Source organism: Oscillibacter sp. GMB15532 (assembly GCF_041020825.1).
GTDB lineage: Bacteria > Bacillota > Clostridia > Oscillospirales > Oscillospiraceae > Oscillibacter.
In genome coordinates, this window is record NZ_JBEVTO010000004.1 from 74577 (window position 1) to 98620 (window position 24044).

Genomic DNA, 24044 nt, shown 5'->3' on the forward strand with positions numbered 1-24044 from the left:
AGCCGCGCCGTCAGATTTTTCAGCGGACTGAAGCGGGACAGGCTCAGGCTCAGTTCCCACCGGCGGTGGCTTTCAAGTCCCGGCCCTCCCGCAGCAGGTGCGCAAGCTGGTCCGCATCCCGGCTTTTCAGCGCGCCCAGATAGTCATTCAGATGCCCGATGAGAATATCCAGCTCCTCGGTGAGGTAATCGGCATTGTCCATGAACAGCTCGGTCCACATGGCCTCGTCCAGCCGGGCAACGCGGGTCATGTCCCGGAAGCTGCCTGCGGAAAAGCCCCGCCGCTTCTGGGCCTCCGGAGACTTGATATAGGCGCTGGAGGCGATATGGGCAAGCTGGGAGGTGTAGGCGATGATGCGGTCGTGCTCGTCGGGGTCGGAAAAAGTGAGGCTGGCAAAGCCCACGTCCAGAAAAAAGGCTTTCAGTGTCTCCAAAAGCTGCATATCTGTCCGCTTGTCGGGAGTGAGAATCATAGAGGCCCCGTCGTACAGCCGGTCGGAAGAATTTACGAAGCCGCCCCGCTCCAGCCCTGCCATGGGGTGTCCGCCGATATAGGCGAATTCGTATTTTTCCGCAAGAGGCGCGATTTTACCCACAACCGCCCGCTTCACGCCGCAAAGGTCTACTAGAATGGCGGATTTGGAGATGTGCTCTGCGTGGGCTTCCACCCACGCCACCGCCGCACCGGGGCGGACGGCGGCCAGAAGCAAATCGCATTGGGGAATCTTTTCCTCCGTCAGCGTCCCGTCAATCGCGCCGCAAAGACGGGCAAGGGTCATTGTCTCCGAATCCGTATCCAGCCCCCAGACGTTGTGGGCCGTGCGGGCCTTAATGCTTTTGGCCATGGAGCCGCCCATCAGCCCCAGCCCAATGATTCCGACGTTCATGAGGCTCAGCCCTCCAGCTCGGCGCAGAAGGCGTGCATTTTGTGCAGCTTCCGGGCCAGCACGTCAAAGGTGTCCGGCTTGAGGGACTGGGCCCCGTCGCACAGAGCGTGGGCGGGGTCGTTGTGCACCTCAATCAAAAGGCCGTCCGCCCCGGTGGCCACCGCGCCCACGGCAAGGGTGGGCACCAGCCAGCTCTTGCCGGTGGCATGGCTGGGGTCGATGATGATGGGCAGATGGGAAAGCTTGCGCAGCACGGGAATACAGGCCAAATCCAGCGTGTTGCGGGTGTAAGACTCGAAGGTGCGCACGCCCCGCTCGCAGAGAATCACGTTCTGGTTGCCGCTGGCCATCACGTATTCGGCGCTCATCAGCCATTCTTCATAGGTGGCGGACATGCCGCGCTTGATCATAATGGGTTTGTCCAGCTTTCCAACCTCCTTGAGCAGGTTGAAATTCTGCATGTTCCGTGCGCCAATCTGAATCACGTCCACATCCTCGAACAAAGGAATCTGGGAAATGTCCATCAGCTCGGAGACGATGGGCAGGTCTGTTTCCTCACGGGCGGCCTTTAAAATTTCCAGGCCGTCCGCTCCAAGGCCCTGGAAGGAGTAGGGAGAGGTGCGGGGCTTGAACGCGCCGCCCCGGAGCATGGTGGCGCCGCTGGCTTTTACGGCCCGGGCGATGGCAATGACCTGCTCTTCGCTTTCCACGGAGCAGGGACCGGCCATAATGGTCAGGGTGCCGCCGCCGATTTGCGTGTTGCCCACCTTTACCACGGTGTCCTCGGGATGGAATTTTCGGTTTGCGTTTTTGTAGGGCTCCTGCACCCGCTTTACATCCTCTACGATATCCAATGCCGAGAGAAGGTCGATGTCCAGCCGGGAGGTGTCGCCCACCAGGCCCAGAATGGTGTGGGACTCGCCAAGGCTGGTGTGGATGGTGATGCCTTTATCCTGAAGCCAGCTAATGAGATTCTCCAGCTGTTCGCGGTTGGGATTGCTTTTCAGAATGACGATCATGATGGTTTCCTCCTTAAATTGGTACAAAAAAGACCCGCAGCCGATTAGGCTGCGGGTCGTTTATGTACTGATACGGTTCCGACAATATCAGTCACACATACACTCGTTTTCAGCCCAACCAAAATAAGCCTTACCATAAAAGTAGGTAAAGCTAAAGTAGCGGTATTCGGCTGTGAGAGCACGTATAGACATTGATTGTCTCCTTGTTGTCACACTTTAAATTACTGAAAGCATACCACGCTCTTCGCAAAAAGAACAGAGGTAAAATAACCAAACAAATATAAAATATCTGCGGCCATTTGACGGATTAATCAAATTTGGGCCGGGACAGGCTGTGGCAAAGCGCGGATTTCCGGAATGGGCTGGGGCGGAACGCTGGTCATCAGAAGGGTTGTGGCCTGCGTAATGTAGCGCACGTCGCGGCCAAGGTCCGATTCCCGGTCCATGTACTGGCGGTGAAGCTCTTGTAAACAGCCGTTCAGCTCGCATCCGGCGGAAAGCGCGGAGCCAAGGCCCTCCTCACTCAGATAGGCACACAGATATTCCCGCAGCGCATCCTCGTACCGGTGGTGCTCCAGAAGGGAGTCGGGATAGTGCTCGTTATGGGGATAGGTAAACGCGTCCGCCAGATAGTGGGTGAGCTTTCCCAGCGTGTAATACTGCCAGCAGGTCCAGCTTTTTTCGCGGCGCTGAAGACGGACAATACGGCGGGCAATATACAGGTCCGAATTCGTATAATTATGTCCGCGCAGCTTGTGGCTGCGGATGGAGCCCTTGATATAGGAGAGGGGGTTGCAGTCCGGCTGGAAGGAGCCGAACAGAAAGGCAAGCTCAAAGCGCCTGCGCTGAAATCCGTTCCGCGATTCCAGAAGACTTGCGGCCAGAAGCTTGTGGCTGCGTTTTTGCAAAGAGCACCTCCGATCGGGGGACTGCGGCAGTGAGCCGCACCCTCTGAAAAGTGTCTTTACTATATCACGGCAACTGCCGAAATTGCAAGTGTAAAAATATGAAAAACGTGTAAACAACGGGTGCGCCGCGGCCCGTACTGTGTCAAAAGTTACGAAGCGCCGGCCTGAGAAGGCCGCAGGCTGTGCCGTTTGCTGAAAATGGAGCAGGGGGCAGGGTTTTGTTTGACTTTTTTGTGGGCACGGCTGTATGATAAATTCATTGCGATAAAGAACAGAGAGGACAAGAGAATGAAGATATTAAAGCAGGTGGGCATTTTGTTCGGCCTGTGCTGGGCGGGCGTGTTGATTGAAAAGCTGCTGCCCATCACCTTTCCCGCCAGTGTGATCGCGCTGGTACTGCTGCTGGCGCTGCTGCTGGTGGGGGTGGTGCGGGTGGACCATGTGCAGGAAAAGTCTGATTTTCTGCTGGGGAACCTGCCCTTCTTTTTTATTCCTGTGGCTACGGGCATCATGCAATATAAAGATGTGATCCTTGCAAACGGCGTGGCCTTTGTGGTGATTTGCGTGGTGAGCCTGGTCGCCACCTTTGCCGCCACTGTCTGGGCCGTGACGCTGACTATGAAGCTGATTGACAGGAGGAACGGGAAATGATGGAGTTGACCGCGTCTCCGTTTTTTGGTGTGACGCTGAGCATTGCCGCCTATTGGGTGGGCATGTCCATTCAGAAAAAAGTAAACAAGGCCTACTGCAACGGGATGCTGATTGCCGTAACAATGGTGGTTCTCACGCTGTCGGTGTTTCACATACCTTATGAAAACTATTATGTGGGCGGCAGCCTCATCAATCTGTTCCTTGGGCCCGCCACGGCCTGTCTGGCGGTTTCCATCTACACGAAAAAGGAGCTTTTGAAAAAATATTGGCTGCCGGTTCTGGCGGGGTGTACTGCGGGAGCAGTGACCTCGATTGTCTGTATCTACGGGCTTTCCCACCTGTTCGGGCTGAACCGGGAGATGATAATGTCCCTGCTGCCAAAGTCCGTTACCATGCCCATTGCCGCTGCGGTGGCAGAGGGGAACGGAGGCCTTGTCCCCGTGGCGGCAGCGGCGGTGGTGGTCACCGGCATTTTGGGAAATCTCATAGCGCCGCTGTTGATCCGGGTGTTCCGCGTGCGTAATCCGATGGCGGCGGGGCTGGGCATCGGCGCGTGCAGCCATGCGGTGGGCACCGCCAAGGCGCTGGAAATCGGGGAGACAGAGGGAGCCATGAGCGGCCTTGCCATCGGCCTTTGCGGGTTGATTACGTCCCTTTTGTCGCTGCTGTTCGGCCTGCTGCCCTGAAGCAGCGCGCTTGGGCGAAGTATGGCCACCGCAAAAACCGGTGGATTTGAAAAGAAAGCGAGGAATGCTTCATGCCGCAGCGCACCGCAGGCATTCTGCTGCCGATTTTTTCCCTGCCCTCGCCCTACGGTGTGGGATCTCTGGGCGAAAGCGCCCGGGAATTTGTGCGGTTTCTCCACCGCGCGGGCCAGTCCTGGTGGCAGATTCTGCCCGTGGGTCCGGCGGGGAACGGGGACTCTCCCTATCAAAGTGCCTCTGCCCACGCCGGGAACCCCGCGTTCATTGATCTGGAGTTGCTGGCGGGGGAGGGACTGCTGACAGCGGAGGAATTGGCTTCTGCCGTCCGGGGAGACGAGAAAGCGGTGGACTATCCCGCCGTGAATGGGGACCGCAGTCGCTTGCTGCGTCTGGCTTTCTCCCGGGATGGGGCTGGACGGGAAAAGACAGCGGAGTTCGCCGCCCATCAGCCGTGGCTGGAGGACTACGCGGTGTATCAATCCGTGAAGGATGCGCTGGGGAGGCTTCCGTGGTACGAGTGGCCGGAGGAGGGTCTGCGCCGCCACGAAGGGTTGGCCATTGCCCGCTGGCGAGAAATGCACCGGGAGGATTGTGACTATCAAATCTGGGTCCAGCAGGTGTTTTCGGAGCAGTGGAGCGCCCTGAAGTCCTTTGCTAATGGGCTGGGAGTGAAAATCCTTGGCGATCTCCCCATTTACGTGTCCCTGGACTCCGCCGACGTGTGGGCGGAGCGGGAGCAGTTTTTGCTGGACGGAGAGGGCCGCCCTGCCGCCGTTGCGGGGGTTCCGCCGGACTATTTTTCCGTCGAGGGCCAGCTTTGGGGCAACCCGCTGTACGACTGGGCTCACATGCACGCCGACGGCTTCGGCTGGTGGATTCGCCGTGTGGAGCGGGCCGGGGAGCTGTTTGACGCCATTCGAATCGACCATTTTCGGGCGCTGGCAAGCTATTGGGTTGTCCCTGCCGGAGCTGCCTCCGCCAGAGAAGGGCATTGGGAACCGGGACCGGGGATGGCGCTGGTGGGCGTTTTCACGAGCTGGTTTCCCCAGCTTCGGTTTGTGGCGGAGGATTTGGGGATTTTGACCCCGGATGTGGAAACCCTGCTGGCGGAATCTGGCCTTCCGGGGATGCGCGTGCTGGAATTTGCATTTTCCGGTCCGGATAACCGCTATCTGCCCCACAACTGCGTCCCCGGGTGCGTCCTTTACACCGGAACCCATGACAACGCGCCCCTCGCCGGATGGGAGCCAAGTGAAGAAGAGCTGGCCTACGCCAAGCGGTATTTGGGTGCGCAGAGCAGGGAGGACCTGAACCGCAGACTTCTGCTGGCGGGGCAGGCCAGCGTGGCGAATACCTTTATTGCCCAGATGCAGGACTATCTGGGGGACTCGGGCCGGGTCAATGTCCCCGGGACGGGGACGGGAAACTGGCGCTGGCGGCTTGGCCCCGGCGAGGCCTCCGACGCGCTTGCGGACGAGGTTCTCCAAATGACCGAAGACGCGGGCCGATGCCCGTCTCGTCCCTGTTGACGGGAAGAAAAAAGCGTGATATGCTGTGGCTGTAAACGGAAAGATACGTTCTGACCGTCTACCGGATAGAATAATTTTTTCATCTGAGCGGCGAGGATACGTTCCAAGCCGGAAGACGGAGGAAAACGCGCGCGGATTTCCGCGCGCCGTCGTCGTGCGTTCTCCCCTCCGTCTTTGGCGGAGGGGATTTTTTCTGTCTGGTAAGGCGGCACGCATATTGGAAAGGAGCTGGTTTTTTGGAGAGCCGCGTGGCGGTGGTTGCCATTTTGGTTCGGGACCCGGACTCCGTGGAGGCGCTGAACGGTCTGCTCCACGAATTTGGGGAGTATGTAGTGGGGCGTATGGGCGTACCCTATCCTAAACGGGGAGTGAATATCATCTCCGTGGCGGTGGACGCGCCTCAGGCGGTTACGTCCGCCCTGACGGGAAAAATCGGAAGATTGAAGGGCGTCACCGTCAAAACCGTATACGCACCGGTGGAAGAGCCGGGAAATATTGAATAAAAAGGAGCAAAACCAATGAAACAAACAAAGCTTTTTGGACTGCTGCTGTCCGCCGTTCTGTTGCTGGGACTGGCGGCCTGCGGGGAAACGGGCGCGAACTCAGCGGGGTCTTCGGGTGCGGCGTCTTCTCAGGCGGCGGAGCCTGCCGCCTATTCCATTGCCGCACTGAAAGGTCCTACCGCCATGGGCCTTGTAAAGCTGATGAACGATGCGGAAAGCGGCGAAGAGCTTGCCAACGACTATACCTTTTCTCTGGCTGCGTCTCCTGACGAGGTGTCCCCGAAGCTGATTCAGGGGGAACTGGACATGGCCTGCGTCCCGGCGAATCTGGCGGCAGTGCTGTATCAAAAGACCGAGGGGGAAATTGTGACCTTGGCGGTGAACACGCTGGGCGTGCTCTATATTGTGGAAAAGGGCAATGCGGTGCAGTCCCTTGACGATCTGAAAGGCATGACCATTGTATCGGCGGGGAAGGGCGCAAGCCCGGAGCAGGCCCTGCGGTATCTGCTGGATAAAAACGGGGAAAGCCTTGACGGAGACGTGATTGTCGACTGGAAATCCGAGCACAGCGAAAGCGTGGCGGCGCTGGCCTCCGGTGCGGCAACGGTGGCGCTGCTGCCCCAGCCCTTTGTTACCGTGGCCCAGACCAAGGTGGAGGGTCTGCGGGTGGCGCTGGACCTGAATGAAGAGTGGAACAAGCTGGCGGATGACGGCAGCGGCCTTGTCACCGGGGTCATCGTGGCTCGCAAGGATGTGGTAGAGGAAAATCCGGGCGCGGTGAAGGCGTTTTTGCAGGAATACGCCGCGTCTGTTGACTGGGCAAACGAAAATGTTTCCGAAGCGGCGGAGCTGATCGGGTCCTACGGCATTGTGGACGCGGCGGTGGCGGAAAAAGCACTGCCCTATTGCAACATCGTGTGCATCACCGGCGGGGAGATGAAGGAGAAGCTTTCGGGCTATCTTGCCGCCTTGCTGGAGCAGAATCTCCAGTCCGTAGGCGGCGCGCTTCCGGAAGATGCGTTTTATTTCGGCGCGTAAGCGCGCTGCGAAGACCGTGGACTCCCTTCGGGGGCACGGAGAAACATCCGTCCGCCCCCAAGAAAGGGGCGGACGGGTCTGGGCTGTGATTTTCTGGCTGGCGGTGTGGCAGGGGGGGGCCATGGCGCTGGGAGAGCGGCTGCTGCTGCCGTCCCCGGCGGAGGTGCTGGTGTGCCTTGCCCGGCTGGGAATTACGACAGGCTTCTGGCGCTCCGTGGTCTGGTCCGCTGCCCGGATTCTGGGCGGATTTGCGCTGGCCTGCGGGCTGGGAACGCTTTTGGCGGGCCTGTCCGCGCGGTTTGGCTTTATCCGGGCGCTGCTGTGGCCGTTTGTCGCGGCCGTGAAGGCGGTGCCGGTGGTGTCCTTCATCATTCTGGCGCTGGTGTGGCTTCCCTCCCGGCAGTTATCCCTGTTTATCTCCGCGCTGATGGTGTTTCCCACGGTATACTTAAATGTGCTGGAGGGCGTGGACCGCACGGACACGGCACTTCTTGAAATGGCGCGGGTGTTTCGCGTTCCTGCTTCCCGGCGGCTGCGGGATATTTACCTGCCGCAGATTTTGCCGTGGTTTCGCTCCGCCTGCGCGTTGGGACTGGGGCTTTGCTGGAAGTCCGGCGTGGCGGCGGAGGTAATCGGGCTTCCCGCCGGGTCGGTGGGGGAGAAGCTGTACAACGCAAAGGTCTATTTTGAAACGCCGGAGCTGTTTGCATGGACGGCTGTGATTGTGGCCCTTTCCATGCTGTTTGAGCGGCTGGTGCTCCGGCTTCTGGACAGGATTGACGCAAGGAGGGTGAAGGGATGACGGTGGAAATCCGGGACGTTTCCAAATCCTACGGAGATGCGCGGGTATTGCAAAACGTAAGCCTGACGCTGGAACCCGGCGTCACCTGCCTGGCGGCGCCCTCCGGCGCGGGGAAAACTACGCTGGTGCGGATTCTTCTTGGATTGGAGCAGCCGGGCAGCGGCTTTGTCACGGGGCTTGAGGCGGCCCGCCTGTCTGCCGTGTTTCAGGAAGACCGGCTGCTGGACCGGCTGGACGCGGCGGGAAATCTCTGCTTTGTTCTGGGCAGGGACTATGATGAAACACAGGCGGCGGTGCTGCTGGGCGAACTGGGGCTGGGAGATGCGGGCGGCAAGGCCGCCGGGGAGTATTCCGGCGGAATGAAGCGCCGTTTGGCGCTGGCCCGGGCATTGAGCGCCCCCTTTGACTTCCTGGCGCTGGACGAACCGTTTACCGGGCTGGACGGCGAAAACCGCAAACGCGCCATCGACTGCATCCGCCGCCGGACGGCGGGGAAGACGGTGCTGGTGGTGACGCACAATTCCGAGGACGCGGTGGGGCTGGACGCGAGGACTGTGAAACTGGAGTAATCAGGCGCGATTTTTCAAAGACGGAATCTCCTGCCATAGGGGAGATGCGTACCTGCGGGACAGAAAGACCCCTCCGGCGGAAATGAAAATCTCACATAAAAAAGCCGCTCCGCCGCAGTTTCCTCCGGGTAAGAAGTTTCTCTCCGAGGCTCGGCGGACGCTGGAGATGTCACAGAAGAAAGAACATTAAGAATGGCGCGGCCTGAGGGCCGCGCCATTCTCGTATATCCCATAAAATTTTTCCGGAAGGTGCTTATTTCATCAGGAGGTACATGACCGCCTTGATGGTATGGAGGCGGTTTTCCGCCTCGTCGAAGACAATGGACTGGGGGGATTCAAACACCTCGTCGGTGACCTCCAGATCTTTCCGCCCAAACTTTTCGCCGATCTCTTTGCCGATTTTCGTTTTGTGATCGTGATAGGCGGGCAGGCAGTGCATGAATTTGCACTGGGGGCCGGCGTTGTCCATCAGGGCCTGATTGACCTGATAGTTTTCCAGCTCCGAAATGCGCTGGGCCCACTTGGCCTCCGGTTCGCCCATGGACACCCACACATCGGTGTAAATCACGTCCGCGCCCTTGGTGGCCTTTATGGGATCGGCTTCCACCTCGATCACCGCGCCGGTTTCTGCCGCGATTTCTTTGGCCTTTTCCAGCAGCCACGCCTCGGGAAGGTAGTCATCCCGGGCGCAGAGCACCAAATGCATCCCCATTTTCGCGCAGCCGATCAGCATGGAATTACCCATGTTATAGCCCGCGTCACCGATGTACACCAGCTTTACCTTTTTCAGATCGCCAAAATGCTCCTGAACGGTCAGGAAGTCCGCTAGAATCTGGGTAGGGTGGGCCTCGTTGGTCAGTCCGTTGAACACGGGGACCCCGGCGTGCTTCGCCAACTCCTCCACCAGCTCCTGCCCAAAACCGCGGTACTCAATGCCGTCGTACATCCGGCCAAGGACCCGGGCGGTGTCGGCAATGGATTCCTTGGCCCCGATCTGGGACCCGGAGGGGTCCAGATAGGTGGTGCCCATCCCCAAATCCCGCGCCGCCACTTCAAAGGCACAGCGGGTACGGGTAGACGTTTTCTCAAAAATCAGGGCGACGTTTTTCCCCTCCAGATAACGGTGGGGGACCCCGGCCTTTTTCTTGGCCTTCAAGTCGGCTGCGGTGTCCAAAAACTCTTGGATTTCAGCTGGCGTAAAGTCCAGCAGCTTTAAAAAATGAGTGTGTCCTTTCACGGTTCATCTTCCTTTCTTTCATTGCGGTGCGGCGCTTGTGACGGCGTGGGCCTCGACAAAGGCCTCCACCGCCTGTATCTGCCGGGCGGTTTCCTCAGGGGCAGGCCCGCCGTAGCAGGACCGTCGGGACATGCAATTTTCCAGCTTCAGCGCGTCGTACACATCCTCCTCAAATAAGGGCGAGGTGGCTTGCAGCTCCGAAAGTGTCAGTTCCTCCAGTGTGATGCCCCTCTCGGTGCACTGGGACACGAGCTTGCCCGTGACGGTGTACGCGTCCCGGAAGGGCATTCCCTGCTTGGTGAGATAGTCGGCGCAGTCTGTGGCGTTGATGAAGCCCCGGCCTGCCGCCGCCCGCATATTGTCCGGGCGGACGGTCATGGTGTCCAGCATGGCGGCAAATACAGGGAGGCACAGCTCCACCGTGTCAACGGCGTCAAACACCGGTTCCTTATCCTCCTGCATATCCTTGTTATAGGCCAGAGGCAGGCCCTTCATGGCGGTGAGCAGGCCCATCAAATCGCCGTACACCCGCCCGGTTTTTCCTCGGACCAACTCTGCCACGTCGGGATTTTTTTTCTGGGGCATGATGCTGGAGCCGGTGGAATACGCGTCGTCCAGCTCGATGAACTTGAACTCCCAGCTGCACCAGAGAATGACCTCCTCAGAAAAGCGGGAGAGGTGCATCATCAGGATAGACAGAGCCGAGAGTAGTTCCAGCGCATAATCCCTGTCGGAAACGCCGTCTAAAGAGTTGCCCATGGGCGCGTCAAAATCCAGCGCTTTGGCGGTTTGCCAGCGGTCGATGGGATAGGTGGTGCCCGCCAGCGCGCCGGAGCCGAGAGGACACTCGTTCAGGCGCTTGTTGCAGTCCTCCAGCCTCGTTACGTCCCGGGAAAGCATCGCCGCGTAAGCCAGCAGATGGTGGGCAAAGCTGATGGGCTGCGCCCTCTGCAAATGGGTGTATCCGGGCATCACGGTGGTTTGGTGCTCTTTGGCCTGCCGCGCCAGCACCGACTGCAAATTCAGAAGCTCAGCGATGATGACGGGAATCTCGTGCCGGACATACATCCGAAAGTCCAGTGCCACCTGATCGTTGCGGCTGCGGGCGGTATGAAGCCGCTTGCCCGCGTCGCCGATGCGGGCGGTGAGCAAAGCCTCCACATTCATGTGGATGTCCTCGTTGTCGGGGGTAAACGTCACCGTCCCGGCCTCAATATCCGCAAGGATGCTTTTCAGGCCCTCTGCGATGGCGGCTGCGTCCTCGGAGGAGATTACGCCGCAGCTTGCCAGCATCTGCGCGTGGGCAAGGCTTCCGGCGATATCCTCCCGGTAAAGCCGCTGGTCGAAGTGGATGGAGGCATTGAAGTCGTTGACCAGCGTATTGGTTTCTTTTCCGAACCGTCCGGACCAGAGCTTCATAAAGGTTTCTCCTTAATAGAAATCGGGGGGAGGAACAGCTCCCACCCGATTTCAGTAATTTAAGAGGGGTCCGCCGGGCCGGGGGACCGCCCCGGTTGCTCCCGGCGGATATTATTTTTGCCGGGGCAGGCAAAAATAAACGAAAGATTAATCCGCGGGGCGCCCAGCTTACAGCTTGTTCCGCTCCCGCAGCGCCTGCACCGTGTCCGGCAGGCCCCAGAGGTTAATAAAGCCTGTGGCATCGTTCTGGTTGTAGTCGCTCTCCTCGAAGGTCACCAGATTTTCGGAATACAGGCTGTGGGGAGAGGTGATTCCGGCGTTGATAATGTTGCCCTTGTAGAGCTTCAGCTTCACCTCGCCGGTGACATACTCCTGCGTCTTGTCGGCAAAGGCGCTGAGGGCCTCCCGCAGGGGGCTGAACCACTTGCCGTTGTAAACCAAATCCGCGAAGTCCACCGCCAGCTTCGTCTTCATATGGGCGGTGTCCTTATCGACGGTGATGGTTTCCAGTGCCGCGTGGGCATGGTAGAGAATCGCGCCGCCGGGAGTTTCATATACGCCGCGGTCCTTCATGCCAACCAGACGGTTTTCCACGATATCCAAAAGGCCGATGCCGTTTTTGCCGCCCAGCTCGTTGCACTTGCGCACAATGTCGCTGCCCTTCATGTTTACGCCGTCCACGGAGACGGGCACACCCTTTTCAAACCCGATGGTCAGATAGGTGGGTGCGTCCGGCGCCGCTATGGGGCTGACGCTCATCTCCAAAAAGCCCGGCTCGTCGTACTTCGGCTCGCTGGCGGGGTCCTCCAGGTCCAGGCCCTCGTGGCTTAGGTGCCAGAGGTTTTTGTCCTTGGAATAGTTGGTTTCCCGGCTGATTTTCAGGGGGACGTTGTGGGCCTCGGCATAGTCGATTTCCTCATCACGGCCCTTGATGTCCCACTCACGCCACGGGGCAATAATGGGCATTTCCGGAGCAAAGCGCTTGATGGCCAGTTCAAAACGGACCTGATCGTTGCCCTTGCCGGTGCAGCCGTGGCAGATGGCGTCCGCCTGCTCCTTTTCCGCAATCTCCACCAGCCGTTTTGCGATGATGGGGCGGGCAAAGGCGGTACCCAGCAGATACTGCTCGTAATTGGCCCCCATTTTCATGGACGGGAAAATCACCTCATCCACCATCACGTCGGTCAAATCCTCAATGTACAGCTTGGAAGCGCCGGTCTTTTTTGCCTTTTCCTCAAGGCCGTCCAGTTCGCTGCCCTGCCCCACGTCGGCGGAGACGGCAATGACCTCGGCCCCGTTGTAGTTTTCCTTCAGCCAGGGGATGATGATGGATGTGTCCAGACCGCCGGAATAGGCCAGCACAATTTTTTTGATGCTCTGTTTATCTTTCATGACGGAAATCCCTCCATGTATAATGTGAATCGCTTGGTGGATTTATTATACGCCTGAAAAGAATATTTATTCAACTGGCACTCTGCACAAAAATTGCACGCCAGTTGCATACAATTTTAATAATTTACCGTAAAATTTAAAAAAATTTGAATATTAAATGTAGATATACAATAAAAATAAATTTTTATTAAAACGGAAATGAAATAGCATGCGCGGAGGTATGGATTAATCCATACCTCCGCGCATATAAAGTCGAAAGTTTTCCGCCTCTTAGTCCAGGGACCGCCACGCCGTCTCCAGCGCGATTTCCATCATCTCGTGGAAGGAGTCCTGCCGCTCCTGCGCAGACAGGGCTTCTCCCGTGAAAATATGATCCGAGATGGTGAGGATGGACAGCGCCTGCTTTCCCGCCCGCTGGGCAGTCCAGTACAGGCCCGCGGTTTCCATCTCCACAGCCAGAATGCCGAATTTGCGGTATGCATCCCCGGCCGCGGCGTTGTCGTTGTAAAACTGGTCGGCGGTGAACACCTGCCCCACGTCCGTCCGGACGCCCAGCCGTTCCGCTTCCGCCACCGCGTCCTTTAAGAGAGAGAAGCTGGCGGTGGGGGCCAGCTGGCCGGGAAATCCGTATTGGTCGGCAAAATGGGAGTTGGTGGACGCGCCCAGAGCGATCACCACGTCCCGCACACGGACGTTTTCCCCGATGCCCCCGGCGGAGCCGATGCGGATGATGGAGTCCACGTCATACATATGATACAGCTCGTAGGTATAAAGCCCGATGGAAGGCACACCCATGCCGTGGCCCATCACGGAAATACGCTTGCCCTTGTACTCGCCGGTATAGCCCAGCATTCCCCGGACCTCGTTGAAGCACACAGGGTTTTTAAGGTAATGCTCCGCCACGAATTTGGCCCGCAGCGGATCCCCGGGCATCAAAACTGCCTTGGCAATTTCACCGGGGTTCGCCTCGTTACAGGCAGATGGAGTGGCCATAATTGATTCCTCCTTGTATTTAAACTAGAGAATAATTCAATTTGTTGTCAAAAGTCCCCGAATACAGAGGGTTCTTACGCTTTTTAGCGGAAGAGCGCCGCCAGTGACTTTGTGTATGGCGGACGGCAAATGCCCTTTTCCGTCACGATTGCGGTAATCAATTCATGGTCCGTTACGTCAAAGGCAGGGTTATAGCACTTTATTCCCGACGGGGCCATGGGTTTCTCGTACCACAGAGAGCGGATTTCTTCCCCATCCCGCTCCTCAATGGGGATGTGGGCCCCGTCGGGGCAGTCCATGTCTACGGTGGAGGTGGGGCCGAGAACGTAAAAGGGAATCCCGTAATGTTTTGCCAGAATCGCCACGCCGGAGGTACCGATTTTATTGGCGGTGTCGCCATTGGCGGCCACCCGGTCGCAGCCCACAAGGCAGGCGTTCACCCAGCCGTTTTTCATGACAATGGAGGCCATGCTGTCACAAATCAAGGTCACATCCACGCCGGAGCGCTGCAATTCGTAGCTGGTAAGCCGCGCACCCTGCAAAAGCGGGCGGGTTTCATCGGAGAAAACCCGGAAGCGCATGCCCCGCTCTGTCCCCAGCAAAATGGGACCCAATCCCGTTCCGTATCGGGAGGTGGCAAGGGGACCGGCATTACAGTGAGTCAAAAGACCGTCGCCGTCTTTCAGCAGGCTCAGGCCAAATTCCGAGATGGCGTTGCATTTGGAGATATCGTCCTGATGAATCTCCACCGCCTTTTCGTACAGCGCGTCCAGAAGCTGCCCCCGGGGGCTGTCTGCATGCTCCAAGGCAGTGCGGAGCATCTGACGAATGGCCCAGTTGAGATTCACCGCCGTGGGGCGGGAGGCGTTAAGATACACGCCGTAGTCGCTGAGCTTTTTCAAAAATACCTGCCGATCCTCGCCCCGGATGGACTTGGCCAGCACATACATGCAATAGCCTGCGCACACGCCGATGGCGGGCGCGCCCCGGACCTTCAGCGTCCGGATGGCATCGTACATCTCCTCTGCGGTTTGAAGGCGAAGCTCTCGTTCCTCGCCCGGAAGTAAGGTCTGGTCCAAAATGTAAAGGGCTTCCGCTTTTCGGTCGTAGCGGATGTTTGCGGGAATTGTGCCCTGAAACACAGTCTTCTCCATAGATTAAAAATCTTCCTTCCCTCAAGACATCCCGGAATAAGCCGGGTTTTATCAAGCGCCGAAATGCGTGCCCGGCATATGCGGGACACGGCCCACACGGCCGTGTAGACCGTGTGGTTCTACTTGTGAGAATAGCAAAAATAAGAGTAAATGTAAACATAAAAGTGGGCTTCTGCCTATGAGCTGGGATCAAACCGGCGCGTTTAAAAACCGAGGGACGCAGACTGAATTCTGCGCCCCCCGGTTTTTTGTATCCGCATAGCGGTTATTTCATATTGCCGCCCTTCATGGGAGACTGGGCATGCTCGGAAAAAAGACGGAGCACACCGCTTGAATAGCGAGGGGGCATGGGAGTCCATGCCTGTTTGCGGCGCTCCAGAATTTGCTGGATTTCCTCCGCCGGTTTTTTTTCTCCGGCCACGCCCACGATGTCCAGCTTTCGCCCTGCCACGTCAATGTGGATCAGGTCCCCATCCTCCACCAGCGCGATGGGGCCGCCCTCAGCGGCCTCCGGCGAGATGTGGCCGATGGCGGGGCCTCTGGACGCACCGGAAAAGCGTCCGTCGGTCAAAAGGGCGATAGAAGAGGCAAGCTCGGGGTCAGAGGAGATGGCCTCGGTGGTATAGAACATCTCCGGCATCCCGCTGCCCCGGGGGCCCTCATACCGGATGATGACCGCGTCTCCGGGCTGGATTTTATGAGACAAAATGGCCGCGATGGCGTCTTCCTCGCAGTTAAAGGGTCGCGCAGTGAGGACGGTGTCAAACATTTCGGGAGGTGCTGCAGTGTGCTTGATGACCGCACCGTCGGGGCAGAGACTGCCCCGGAGGATGGCGATGCTCCCGTCCCGTCCAAGAGGACGGTCATAGGGGCGGAGGATCTCCTCGCGTTTTACACCCGTTTTTTCAAGCAGCGCGGCACAACGTTCATAATAGCCGTTTGTGCGGCACTCCTCCAGATTTTCGCCCAACGTCTTGCCTGTGACGGTCATGACATCCAGATGGAGCAGCGACTTGATCTCCTCCATGATGGCAGGCACGCCGCCGGCATAGTAAACGTATTGCGCCGGCCAACGGCCGGTGGGGCGGATATCCAGCAGAAAGTGCATGCCCCGGTGGAGCCGGTCAAACGTCTCGGCGTCCATTTCCACGCCAAACTCCTGCGCTATGGCGGGCAGATGCAGCAGCGCGTTGGTGGAGCCGGAGATGGCGGCGTGGACCATCACCGCGTTTTCAAAAGACTTCCGCGTGACGATTTCCCGTGCCTTCAATCCCTGCCGGGCCAGCCAGACAGCCTGCTGGCCCGCTTTGCGGGCGGCCTCCGGAAGGTCGGGACTGGTGGCGGGCAGAAGCGCGGTGCCGGGCAGCATCAGCCCCAGCGATTCCGCCATGATCTGCATGGTGGAGGCGGTGCCCATGAAGGAGCACGCGCCGCAGGAGGGACAGGCGTTTTGTTTATAATAGGTGAATTTCTCCTCGGAGATTTCACCCCGCTCAAACATGGCGCTGTACGTGCCGATTTGCTCCAGGGTCAACAGGTCGGGACCGGCCTCCATTACGCCGCCTGTCACCACAATGGAGGGCAGGTTTATCCGCCCCATGCCCATCAGATGCGCGGGCAGACCCTTGTCGCAGCTTGCGATAAACAGGCCGCCGTCAAACGGCGTGGCGTTGGCGTGAATCTCGATCATGTTGGCGATCATATCCCGGGAGACAAGGGAATAGTTGATTCCGTCGTGTCCCTGCGATTCGCCATCACAGATATCTGTGGTAAAATAGCGGGCGCCAAAGCCGCCGGCTTCGGCAATTCCTGCCCGGGCAGCCTCCACCAGCCCCATCAGGTGGGCGCTGCCGGGGTGGCTGTCGCCGAATGTGCTTTCGATTATGATTTGCGGCTTGGAAAGGTCCTCGGGCTTCCAGCCCGCGCCCAGACGGAGCGGGTCCAGCTCCGGTGCGATTTTCCGAAGCCGCTGGCTTGTCAGTTCACTCATGAATGACCTCCTGGATAGAATTGCGCCCTGTGCGCAGGCGGTCCGGCGAAGTGTTCCGCCGAGCCGCCTGGCACAGGGCGACGAGCATATTAGGCGAAACGGTGCTCCGCCGCCGGAAGTCCGCGCCGTGAGGCGGCGGCATCCAGAGCGGCCAGAAGCGCGCGTCCCGTCTCCTGAAAATCCGAGGAAGAAAGCGTCACTGTGGGAATGGAGTCCGTAAACGGTCCGCCCCACTGAAGCCCATCCCGAATTTTGGGGACCAGATGCACATGGAAATGGCTAACATTGTCGCCGTAAATGGCGTAGTTGATTTTATCGGCCCCGGCATAGTGGGAGACGGCCTCGGCTACTGCCGCAACCTCGGCAAAAAAGCCGTCCCGCTGAGCGTCGGAGAGCTGAAAGATTTCGTCGTGATGCTCCCGGAGCGCCACGATGCAGCGGCCCCGGTGCTTCTGGTCGTTAAACAGATACACATCCGACCAGGTCATTCCGGCGAGAGGGGTCATCAGCGCCAGCAGGCGCTCGTCCTTTTCACAGTAAAAACAGCTCACGGGCTTACCTCTGCACCCGTCCGGTGCCGTCGCCGCCCATCAGCTTCTCCACGTCGGACACGCCCGCGCGGTTGAAATCGCCCAGAATGCTGTGCTTGAGGCAGGAGGCCGCCACGGCGAACTCCAAAGCCTGCTGTCGGTCTTCATAGTGATTCAGACCGTAGAGCAAGCCGCCGGCAAAGCTGTCGCCGCCGCCAACCCGGTCCACAATGCTGCGGATTTCATACTTTTTGGAGACGTAGAAGTTCTTGCCATCGTTCAGGCAGGCGGCCCAGTCGTTCCAGTCGGCGCTGTGGCTCTCCCGCAGGGTAATGGCGATCATCTTCATGTTGGGATATGCGGCCAGGACCTTGTCGCCCAGTGCCCGGTACTTGTCCCGGTCCAGCGCGCCGGACTCCACCACCACGTCGGTGGTGATTTCCAGAGACTTCTGCACGTCCTCCTCGTTGGCCACGGCCACGTCCACGTAATTTGCCAGCTCCCGCATGACTTCTGCGGCACGCTTGCCGTATTTCCAAAGGTTTTTGCGGTAGTTCAGATCACAGGAGATGGTGATTCCGCGCGCACGGGCGGCCTTCACGCTCTCCAGAGACAGCTCCATAGCGCTCTCGGAGATGGCGGGAGTGATGCCGGTGATGTGGAACCAATCCACACCGTCAAACGCACTGTCCCAGTCGATGTCGCCGGGCTTTGCCAGCGCGATGGAGGACTCGGCGCGGTCATACACCACCTTGGAGGGGAGCTGATTTGCGCCGCTTTCCAGATAATAGATGCCCATGCGGCCCGGGCCGCGCTGGATGCGCCCGGTATCCACGCCGAAACGGCGCAGCTCCGCCGCGCAGGCATCGCCGATGGAGTTTTCGGGCAGAACCGTCAAAAAGGCGGCGTCCATGCCGAAGTTGGCAAGGGACACGGCCACGTTTGCCTCGCCGCCGCCGAAGGTGGCCTCCAGAGCCGGAGACTGGAAAAACCGCTCCTGTCCGGGGGCCTTCAGGCGCAGCATAATTTCACCAAATGTCAGAAATTTCATAAACGTTTCCTCCCTGTGTTACTTTTGCAGCAGATGCACGGCGAAGCCGCCGAATTCCTGCTCCAGATATACGGTGACCATCGTCTCACCCTTGTATTTTGCGGTGCTTTCGTTCAGGCGGAAGCCGCGCTTTGAAAGCTCTGCCGCTGCCCGGGAAATGCTGTTGGTACGCACGGCGATATGGCCATTTTTCCCCAGATACATGGACTTCATCACTTCTACGGCAGAACCGGCAAAGTTAGAGCTGTTGCCTTCCTTCACGGCAAAGCCAAAGGCGCTCTCAAACTGCTGGCAGACCTCCAGAGAGGTGTTCGGGTCCTCAGTGTTGACGCCTACATGGGCCAGCTCAAAGCCCAGCGCACCCAGGCGGGCCTCGGCGCACAGGGCGGTGATGCGGTCAAAGCGCCCGGCGGCAATATCCGCCTTGTCGCACAGCCAGCTTCCGCCCACGGCGTGAATGAAGGGAGCTGCCAGATATTCGCCCAGATTCTTTGCGTTTACACCGCCGGTGGGAATGAACCGAATCCCTCCGAAGGGGCCGGACAGGGATTTCATGGCGGGCAGTCCGCCATAGACACTGGCCGGGAAGAACTTGACGACCTTCAGCCCGTGGGCCATAGCCGCCATAATCTCGGTGGGAGTGACGCAGCCCGGGGTGATCGCCACGCCGTTTTCTACGCACCATGCCACGACCTCTTCGCAATAGCCCGGGGCTACGATGAACTGCGCTCCCGCCTCCACGGCGGTTTTGCACTGCTCCAGCGTTACCACCGTGCCCGCGCCCACCAGCATATCCGGGCACTCTTTTGCCACGGCGGCGATGGAGTCCCGCGCGGCGGCGGTGCGGAAGGTGATCTCCATGACATCAATGCCTCCGGCCAGCATGGCTTTTGCGGTGGGAACGGCGTGAGCCGCGTCCTCAAGAACCACTACCGGAACCACGCCGGCCTGATGCAGTCTTTCCAGAATTTCCATAATATCGCGTTCCTTTCTTTCTGAGGCACGTCCTGATGGACGCAGCCTTACAGAGTATTGACGGGGTATCGGGGGGCTTTCCCGGTGAGAACGTCGATGGCGTTTTGCGCAACCTTCGTCTTGAGCTCCTCCACGCCCTCCATGGTGCTGTAAGCAGTGTGGTCGGTCAAAACCACATTGGACAGGCGGCAGAAGGGAGAGTCAGCCCCCAAAGGCTCATGATTGTGGGTATCCAGACCGGCGGAGAGAATCGTCCCGCGCTCCAGCGCGTCCAGCAGGTCCGCGTCGTTTACCAGGGGGCCGCGGCTGACATTGATGAGGATGGCGGTGGGTTTCATCTTTCCAAGTGCCTGAGCGTTGATCATGCCCTCTGTTTCTTTATTGACATGGAGATGGAGAGAGATGATATCAGACTGTGAAAGAACCTCGTCCAGCTCCGCTTTCCGCACGCCCAGCGCTGCCAGTTCCTCTGCGCTTACATAGGGGTCATAGGCCAAAACCTCGCTCAGGCCGAAGCCGGACACCTTTTGAATCAGCGCCCGGGCGATGCGTCCCGCGCCGATGACGCCCAGCGTCTTGCCTTTCAGGCGGAAGCTGGTGCCCTGAAGGTTCCAGGCGCCCTCTCTAATCCGGCGGTCCCGCATGGGGATGTGGCGCAGGCAGGAGAGCATCAGCGCCAGCGCATGGTCGGATACATCCTCCATGCAATAGTCGGGGACATTGGTGACCTGAATTCCGTGGGCGGTGGCTGCGTTCAGGTCCACGTTTTCAAAGCCCACGCCGTAACGGCTGATTATTTTGCAGCGCTTGAGGCCCGCCACAGCTTTGGCGGTCATGGGCGCCAGATCCAGCAATATGGCGTCAGCGTCGGCGCACTGGGAGATTAGATCCTCTTCGGTTTCGCAGTGGCAAAGCCGAAGCTCCGCACCGATTGATGCGAGCATCTTGCGTTCAATTTCATAGCTTGCGTGCCGCTCATCGCTGACACAGACGGTATACGTTGTCATGTGTTCCTCCAATGCTTATTTCACCAGATATCCGCCGTCCACGGGGATGACCGCGCCGTTGAGGTAGTCGGAGGCGCGGGAGGCCAAGAAGATGGCGGTGCCCTTCATATCCTGACCGGTACCCCAGCGGTGGGCGGGAATGCGGTCGGTAATCTCCTGATAGCGGGGGTTTGTGGGATCGGTGAGGGCAGTGTTCATCTCTGTGTCCATATAGCCGGGGGCAATACAGTTGACATTGATGTTCCGCCCTGCCAGCTCGTTGCACATGTCCTTGCTGAACTGCGCCACGCCGCCCTTGGCTGCCGCATAGGCGGGCACGGTGAAGCCGCCGAAGAAGGTCAGCATAGAGGCAATGTTGATGATTTTCCCGGAGGGCTCGGTCTTCTTCAAAAATTCACGAGCCGCCAGCTGGGAAAGGGCAAACGGGGCGGTAAGGTTCACCTCGATCACCGCGTTCCAGTCCTCGGCAGGAAACTGCTCGCAGGGGAAGCGGCGCTGAATGCCTGCCGCGTTAAGCATAATATCCAGTCCGCCAAGAAGCTCCACGGCCTTGTAAAAGCCCTGCTCCCGCTCTTCGGCGTTGGCCAGGTCCACCTTCAGTCCGTGGCAGTTGAAGCCGCGGGTGCGGAATTCCGCAGCAACGGACTCCGCCTTTTCGGAGGAGCCAAAAATCACCACGGAGGCTCCGGCCTCCATCAATCCCTCGGCCATGCCGTGGCCCAGTCCGCGGGTACCGCCGGTGACGATGGCACGACGACCGGTCAGGTCAAATAAATTTGTCATTAAAAACGATCTCCTTTAAAAATCGATTTGTGTTAAAAAAACATTGTCAGGGAGCCTGAAGTGAGCCGTCCCCGCGCCTTGTGCGGGTCCACGTCGTCACTGCCGCCTCGCAGGGAAATTTCTTGGCGGCTTCTTCATCCAGATCAACCCCCAAACCGGGGAGGTCACTGGGATAGACGTATCCGTTGTCCTCCGTCAGCGCGCCCGGGAATACCTCCATCAGCGCATCCTTGGGGCCGCGAAGCTCCTGAATGATAAAGTTGGGGGGCTGTGTGCCGGACCACTCCTGAATGCCGAAGTTCTCGGCGGCAAGGTCCAGATGAATGTTGGCCGCGTGGGCCACAGGAGACATGTCTCCCGGCCCGTGCCATGCGGTGCGCACGCCGAACTGTGATGCAAAAATCTGAAGCTTGCGGGCGGGCGTAATGCCGCCCAGCTGGCTGATGTGACAGCGGATATAGTCGATGAGCTGTTCCGTAATCAGCGGCTTCCATTCGGCAGGATTGTTAAACAGCTCGCCCTGTGCGATGGGCGTGCTGGTCTGCCTGCGAAGCTGGCGCAGCCAATCCGTCTGTTCGGTGGACACCGGGTCCTCCAGATACATCAGATGAGCAGGCTCCAGCAGTTTTGCAAGCCGGATTGCATCAATGGGCTGAATGCGGCTGTGAACGTCGTGAACAAACTGCAAGTCGTCGCCCAGACGCTGCCGCAGAGAAGAGAACAGCTCCACAGTGTTTCGGATATACTGCTCGGCGTTCAGATAAACGCCGTCGGGTGCGCCGTGGGGCGCGGAGGCGGGGGCAGAACCGTATTCGCCGCCATATCCGCCGCACTGACAGCGCAGATGCGTAACGCCCTGCGCGCGGTATTCCGCAATGCGGTCACACAGCTCCTCCAGATCCCGTCCCTCTGCGTGACGGTAGATGGGGATTCCCTCCCGCAGCCTGCCTCCGAAGAGCTGGTAAACAGGCATCTTTGCCAGCTTGCCTTTGATGTCCCACAGAGCCATGTCCACGCCGGAAATGGCGTTGTTACTGATAGGGCCGCTGCGCCAGTATGCGTTATAGTGCATCATCTGCCAGAGCTGGTCGATGTTGGACACGTCCTGCCCCACCAGCAGGGGGCGCAGGTATTCCTCCACCACTGTGCCCACCGCCAGATGGCGGTAGGCAAAGGTGGCACAGCCCAAGCCGTAAAGCTCCGGCTCGGAGGTTTCTACCTTGATGACGACCAGATTAATGCCCTCGGGTGCGGTGTAAATCGTGCGGATATTACGAATGGTAATGGGCATTTACTTCACCAGATATCCGCCGTCCACGGGGATGACCGCGCCGTTGAGATAATCGGAGGCGCGGGAGGACAAAAAGATGGCGGCGCCCTTCATGTCCTCGCCGGTGCCCCAGCGGTGGGCGGGGATGCGGTCGGTAATCTCCTTATAACGGGGGTTTGCGGGATCGGTGAGGGCAGTGTTCATTTCCGTATCCATATAGCCGGGGGCGATGCAGTTGACGTTGATATTTCTCCCCGCCAGCTCGTTGCACATGTCCTTGCTGAACTGCGCCACGCCGCCCTTGGCCGCCGCGTAGGCGGGCACCGTGAAGCCGCCGAAAAACGTAGCCATGGAGGCGATGTTAATGATTTTTCCAGCGGGCTCGGCTTTCTTCAAAAACTCCCGGGCTGCCAGCTGGCTCAGGACGAACGGGGCGGTGAGGTTGACCTCGATTACCTCGTCCCAATCGGCCTTTGGAAACACCTCGCAGGGATGACGACGCTGAATGCCTGCCGCATTGATCAGGATGTCCAGCCCGCCAAGAAGCTCCACGGCCTTATGAAAACCCTGCTCCCGCTCCTCGGCGTTGGCCAGATCCACCTTCAGTCCGTGGCAGTTGAAGCCGCGGCCGCGGAATTCCGCAGCAACGGATTCTGCCTTTTCAGTGGAGCCAAAAATCACCACGGAGGCTCCCGCCTCCATCAATCCCTCGGCCATGCCGTATCCCAGCCCCCGGGTACCCCCGGTGACGATAGCACGGCGGCCGGAAATGTCAAACAGATTGGTCATACTTGAATTTCCTCCTGTTAATTGTTAAATGTGAGAGTTCAGGACTGGAAGTTTTCCAGAGCCGGGTCCAGAACAGCCAGGTCATAGCGGCGGCTGGGCTGAGAAAACGCTGCCAGCACCCAGAAATACGCGTTGCGTGTGCCGGGGCAAGCCACGGTGGGATGATAGCCGGCGGGGGCCTGCACCATCGTGCCGGAGTGGACAGTGTGGGTCACAATGTCCTCCACCCCGCCGCTTTCAAGATAGCTGATATGCAGGCCGAAGTGAGGCAGGGGCATGTCGAAATAACAGTAAACCTCTTCCAGATCCCGCTCGTGCTGGTGCGGAGGCCAGCTGGTCCAGGCACCCTCTCCACCCCAGGTGAGTCCGCAGATCAGCTTGGAGGCAGAATCCTGATGGGACAGGGTAAACATAACCTCCCGACGGCCCACGCCGCTGCCGTGAATCTGGTGAATATCACCGATGGGCAGGCTTAAGTCGAACGACCGGAAAAACGGCGCGCCCACGCCCTCATACTTCGCCGCGGCGATATAGAAAATGCAGTTCTCCAGCGCGGTGATGCGGATGGAGTCGCCGCCGGGAAGGTAAAAGGCGTCGAATTTTTTCATGGTCTGATTCAAAGAGGAATGGTCAGACAACTTTGCGGAGCCGTCAATTAAAACCGGGTTCATTTCCAGAGCCTGTGTCTCCAGTACATAAGAATCTCCGGCGTTGAGATTCAACCGATAAATCTGCGCTTCGCGGCACTCGCAGGTCTCAGGAGTGACAACTGCATGAAAACCAGGGGCCTCGGGGGACTGGACGCTCCAGCGTTCCATCCGCTCCTTATTGGATTGATTGCGCAT

General features: G+C 58.8%; 24 protein-coding genes. 7 read left to right on the top strand and 17 right to left on the bottom strand.

Features of this window, described 5'->3' with window-relative positions:
* Positions 1-49 precede the first annotated feature (49 nt).
* The 3 genes from ABVS15_RS06085 to ABVS15_RS06095 all read right to left on the bottom strand — a co-directional run bounded on the left by ABVS15_RS06085 (position 50) and on the right by ABVS15_RS06095 (position 2813).
* Positions 50-886 (bottom strand): prephenate dehydrogenase, encoded by an 837-nt coding sequence (locus tag ABVS15_RS06085; RefSeq protein WP_369282852.1) that lies wholly within the window; start codon positions 884-886, stop codon positions 50-52.
* A 5-nt stretch (positions 887-891) separates the two neighbouring features.
* Positions 892-1905: a 3-deoxy-7-phosphoheptulonate synthase gene (gene aroF / locus ABVS15_RS06090; RefSeq protein ID WP_369282853.1), complete on the bottom strand. Its 1014-nt coding sequence runs from the start codon at positions 1903-1905 to the stop codon at positions 892-894.
* 311 nt (positions 1906-2216) lie between these two features.
* A complete protein-coding gene (locus ABVS15_RS06095) occupies positions 2217-2813 on the bottom strand; it encodes a zinc dependent phospholipase C family protein (protein WP_369282854.1) in 597 nt (198 codons plus the stop codon).
* Between the two features lie 288 nt (positions 2814-3101).
* Here ABVS15_RS06095 and ABVS15_RS06100 point away from each other — a divergent pair, with 288 nt between their 5' ends.
* From ABVS15_RS06100 to ABVS15_RS06130, 7 genes are all read left to right on the top strand, one after another.
* Positions 3102-3464 (top strand): CidA/LrgA family protein, encoded by a 363-nt coding sequence (locus tag ABVS15_RS06100; protein WP_369282855.1) that lies wholly within the window; start codon positions 3102-3104, stop codon positions 3462-3464.
* On the top strand, positions 3461-4150 hold the full coding sequence (locus tag ABVS15_RS06105; RefSeq protein WP_369282856.1) for an LrgB family protein: 690 nt from the start codon (positions 3461-3463) through the stop codon (positions 4148-4150). Before ABVS15_RS06100 ends, ABVS15_RS06105 begins: the two co-directional genes overlap by 4 nt.
* Before the next feature lie 71 nt (positions 4151-4221).
* Positions 4222-5697 carry a 4-alpha-glucanotransferase gene (gene malQ, locus ABVS15_RS06110; protein ID WP_369282857.1) on the top strand — a complete coding sequence of 492 codons (1476 nt, stop codon included), beginning with the start codon at positions 4222-4224 and terminating at the stop codon, positions 5695-5697.
* A gap of 236 nt (positions 5698-5933) precedes the next feature.
* Positions 5934-6200 carry a TM1266 family iron-only hydrogenase system putative regulator gene (locus ABVS15_RS06115; protein ID WP_369282858.1) on the top strand — a complete coding sequence of 89 codons (267 nt, stop codon included), beginning with the start codon at positions 5934-5936 and terminating at the stop codon, positions 6198-6200.
* Between the two features lie 15 nt (positions 6201-6215).
* Complete coding sequence (locus ABVS15_RS06120) at positions 6216-7238, top strand: ABC transporter substrate-binding protein (RefSeq protein ID WP_369282859.1); 1023 nt, start codon at positions 6216-6218, stop codon at positions 7236-7238.
* Positions 7239-7323: 85 nt separating this feature from the next.
* Positions 7324-8040, top strand: coding sequence for an ABC transporter permease (locus ABVS15_RS06125; RefSeq protein WP_369282860.1), 717 nt, complete (start codon positions 7324-7326; stop codon positions 8038-8040).
* Complete coding sequence (locus ABVS15_RS06130; RefSeq protein ID WP_369282861.1) at positions 8037-8609, top strand: ATP-binding cassette domain-containing protein; 573 nt, start codon at positions 8037-8039, stop codon at positions 8607-8609. The genes ABVS15_RS06125 and ABVS15_RS06130 overlap by 4 nt, the downstream gene beginning before the upstream one ends.
* A gap of 253 nt (positions 8610-8862) precedes the next feature.
* Here ABVS15_RS06130 and argF read toward each other — a convergent pair whose 3' ends face one another.
* The 14 genes from argF to ABVS15_RS06200 form a co-directional block, all read right to left on the bottom strand.
* Entirely contained in the window at positions 8863-9846 is a 984-nt protein-coding gene (gene argF / locus ABVS15_RS06135) for an ornithine carbamoyltransferase (RefSeq protein WP_369282862.1), read from the bottom strand.
* Between the two features lie 18 nt (positions 9847-9864).
* On the bottom strand, positions 9865-11265 hold the full coding sequence (gene argH, locus ABVS15_RS06140; protein WP_369282863.1) for an argininosuccinate lyase: 1401 nt from the start codon (positions 11263-11265) through the stop codon (positions 9865-9867).
* 168 nt (positions 11266-11433) lie between these two features.
* On the bottom strand, positions 11434-12657 hold the full coding sequence (locus ABVS15_RS06145; protein ID WP_369282864.1) for an argininosuccinate synthase: 1224 nt from the start codon (positions 12655-12657) through the stop codon (positions 11434-11436).
* Positions 12658-12927: 270 nt separating this feature from the next.
* Positions 12928-13650 carry a purine-nucleoside phosphorylase gene (deoD, locus tag ABVS15_RS06150; RefSeq protein ID WP_369282865.1) on the bottom strand — a complete coding sequence of 241 codons (723 nt, stop codon included), beginning with the start codon at positions 13648-13650 and terminating at the stop codon, positions 12928-12930.
* Between the two features lie 83 nt (positions 13651-13733).
* Entirely contained in the window at positions 13734-14804 is a 1071-nt protein-coding gene (mtnA, locus tag ABVS15_RS06155) for an S-methyl-5-thioribose-1-phosphate isomerase (RefSeq protein WP_369282866.1), read from the bottom strand.
* A gap of 265 nt (positions 14805-15069) precedes the next feature.
* Entirely contained in the window at positions 15070-16785 is a 1716-nt protein-coding gene (gene ilvD / locus ABVS15_RS06160; RefSeq protein ID WP_369283019.1) for a dihydroxy-acid dehydratase, read from the bottom strand.
* Between the two features lie 98 nt (positions 16786-16883).
* Complete coding sequence (locus ABVS15_RS06165) at positions 16884-17345, bottom strand: HIT family protein (RefSeq protein ID WP_369282867.1); 462 nt, start codon at positions 17343-17345, stop codon at positions 16884-16886.
* 4 nt (positions 17346-17349) lie between these two features.
* Positions 17350-18375, bottom strand: a complete 1026-nt coding sequence (locus ABVS15_RS06170; protein ID WP_369282868.1) for a PfkB family carbohydrate kinase — start codon at positions 18373-18375, stop codon at positions 17350-17352.
* Between the two features lie 18 nt (positions 18376-18393).
* Entirely contained in the window at positions 18394-19350 is a 957-nt protein-coding gene (locus ABVS15_RS06175) for a bifunctional 4-hydroxy-2-oxoglutarate aldolase/2-dehydro-3-deoxy-phosphogluconate aldolase (protein ID WP_369282869.1), read from the bottom strand.
* A 47-nt stretch (positions 19351-19397) separates the two neighbouring features.
* Positions 19398-20357, bottom strand: coding sequence for a C-terminal binding protein (locus tag ABVS15_RS06180; protein ID WP_369282870.1), 960 nt, complete (start codon positions 20355-20357; stop codon positions 19398-19400).
* Between the two features lie 15 nt (positions 20358-20372).
* On the bottom strand, positions 20373-21140 hold the full coding sequence (locus ABVS15_RS06185; RefSeq protein WP_369282871.1) for an SDR family NAD(P)-dependent oxidoreductase: 768 nt from the start codon (positions 21138-21140) through the stop codon (positions 20373-20375).
* Positions 21141-21186: 46 nt separating this feature from the next.
* Entirely contained in the window at positions 21187-22431 is a 1245-nt protein-coding gene (locus ABVS15_RS06190; protein ID WP_369282872.1) for an enolase C-terminal domain-like protein, read from the bottom strand.
* A complete protein-coding gene (locus tag ABVS15_RS06195) occupies positions 22432-23199 on the bottom strand; it encodes an SDR family NAD(P)-dependent oxidoreductase (RefSeq protein WP_369282873.1) in 768 nt (255 codons plus the stop codon).
* A gap of 38 nt (positions 23200-23237) precedes the next feature.
* Positions 23238-24044 (bottom strand): 5-deoxy-glucuronate isomerase, encoded by an 807-nt coding sequence (locus ABVS15_RS06200; RefSeq protein WP_369282874.1) that lies wholly within the window; start codon positions 24042-24044, stop codon positions 23238-23240.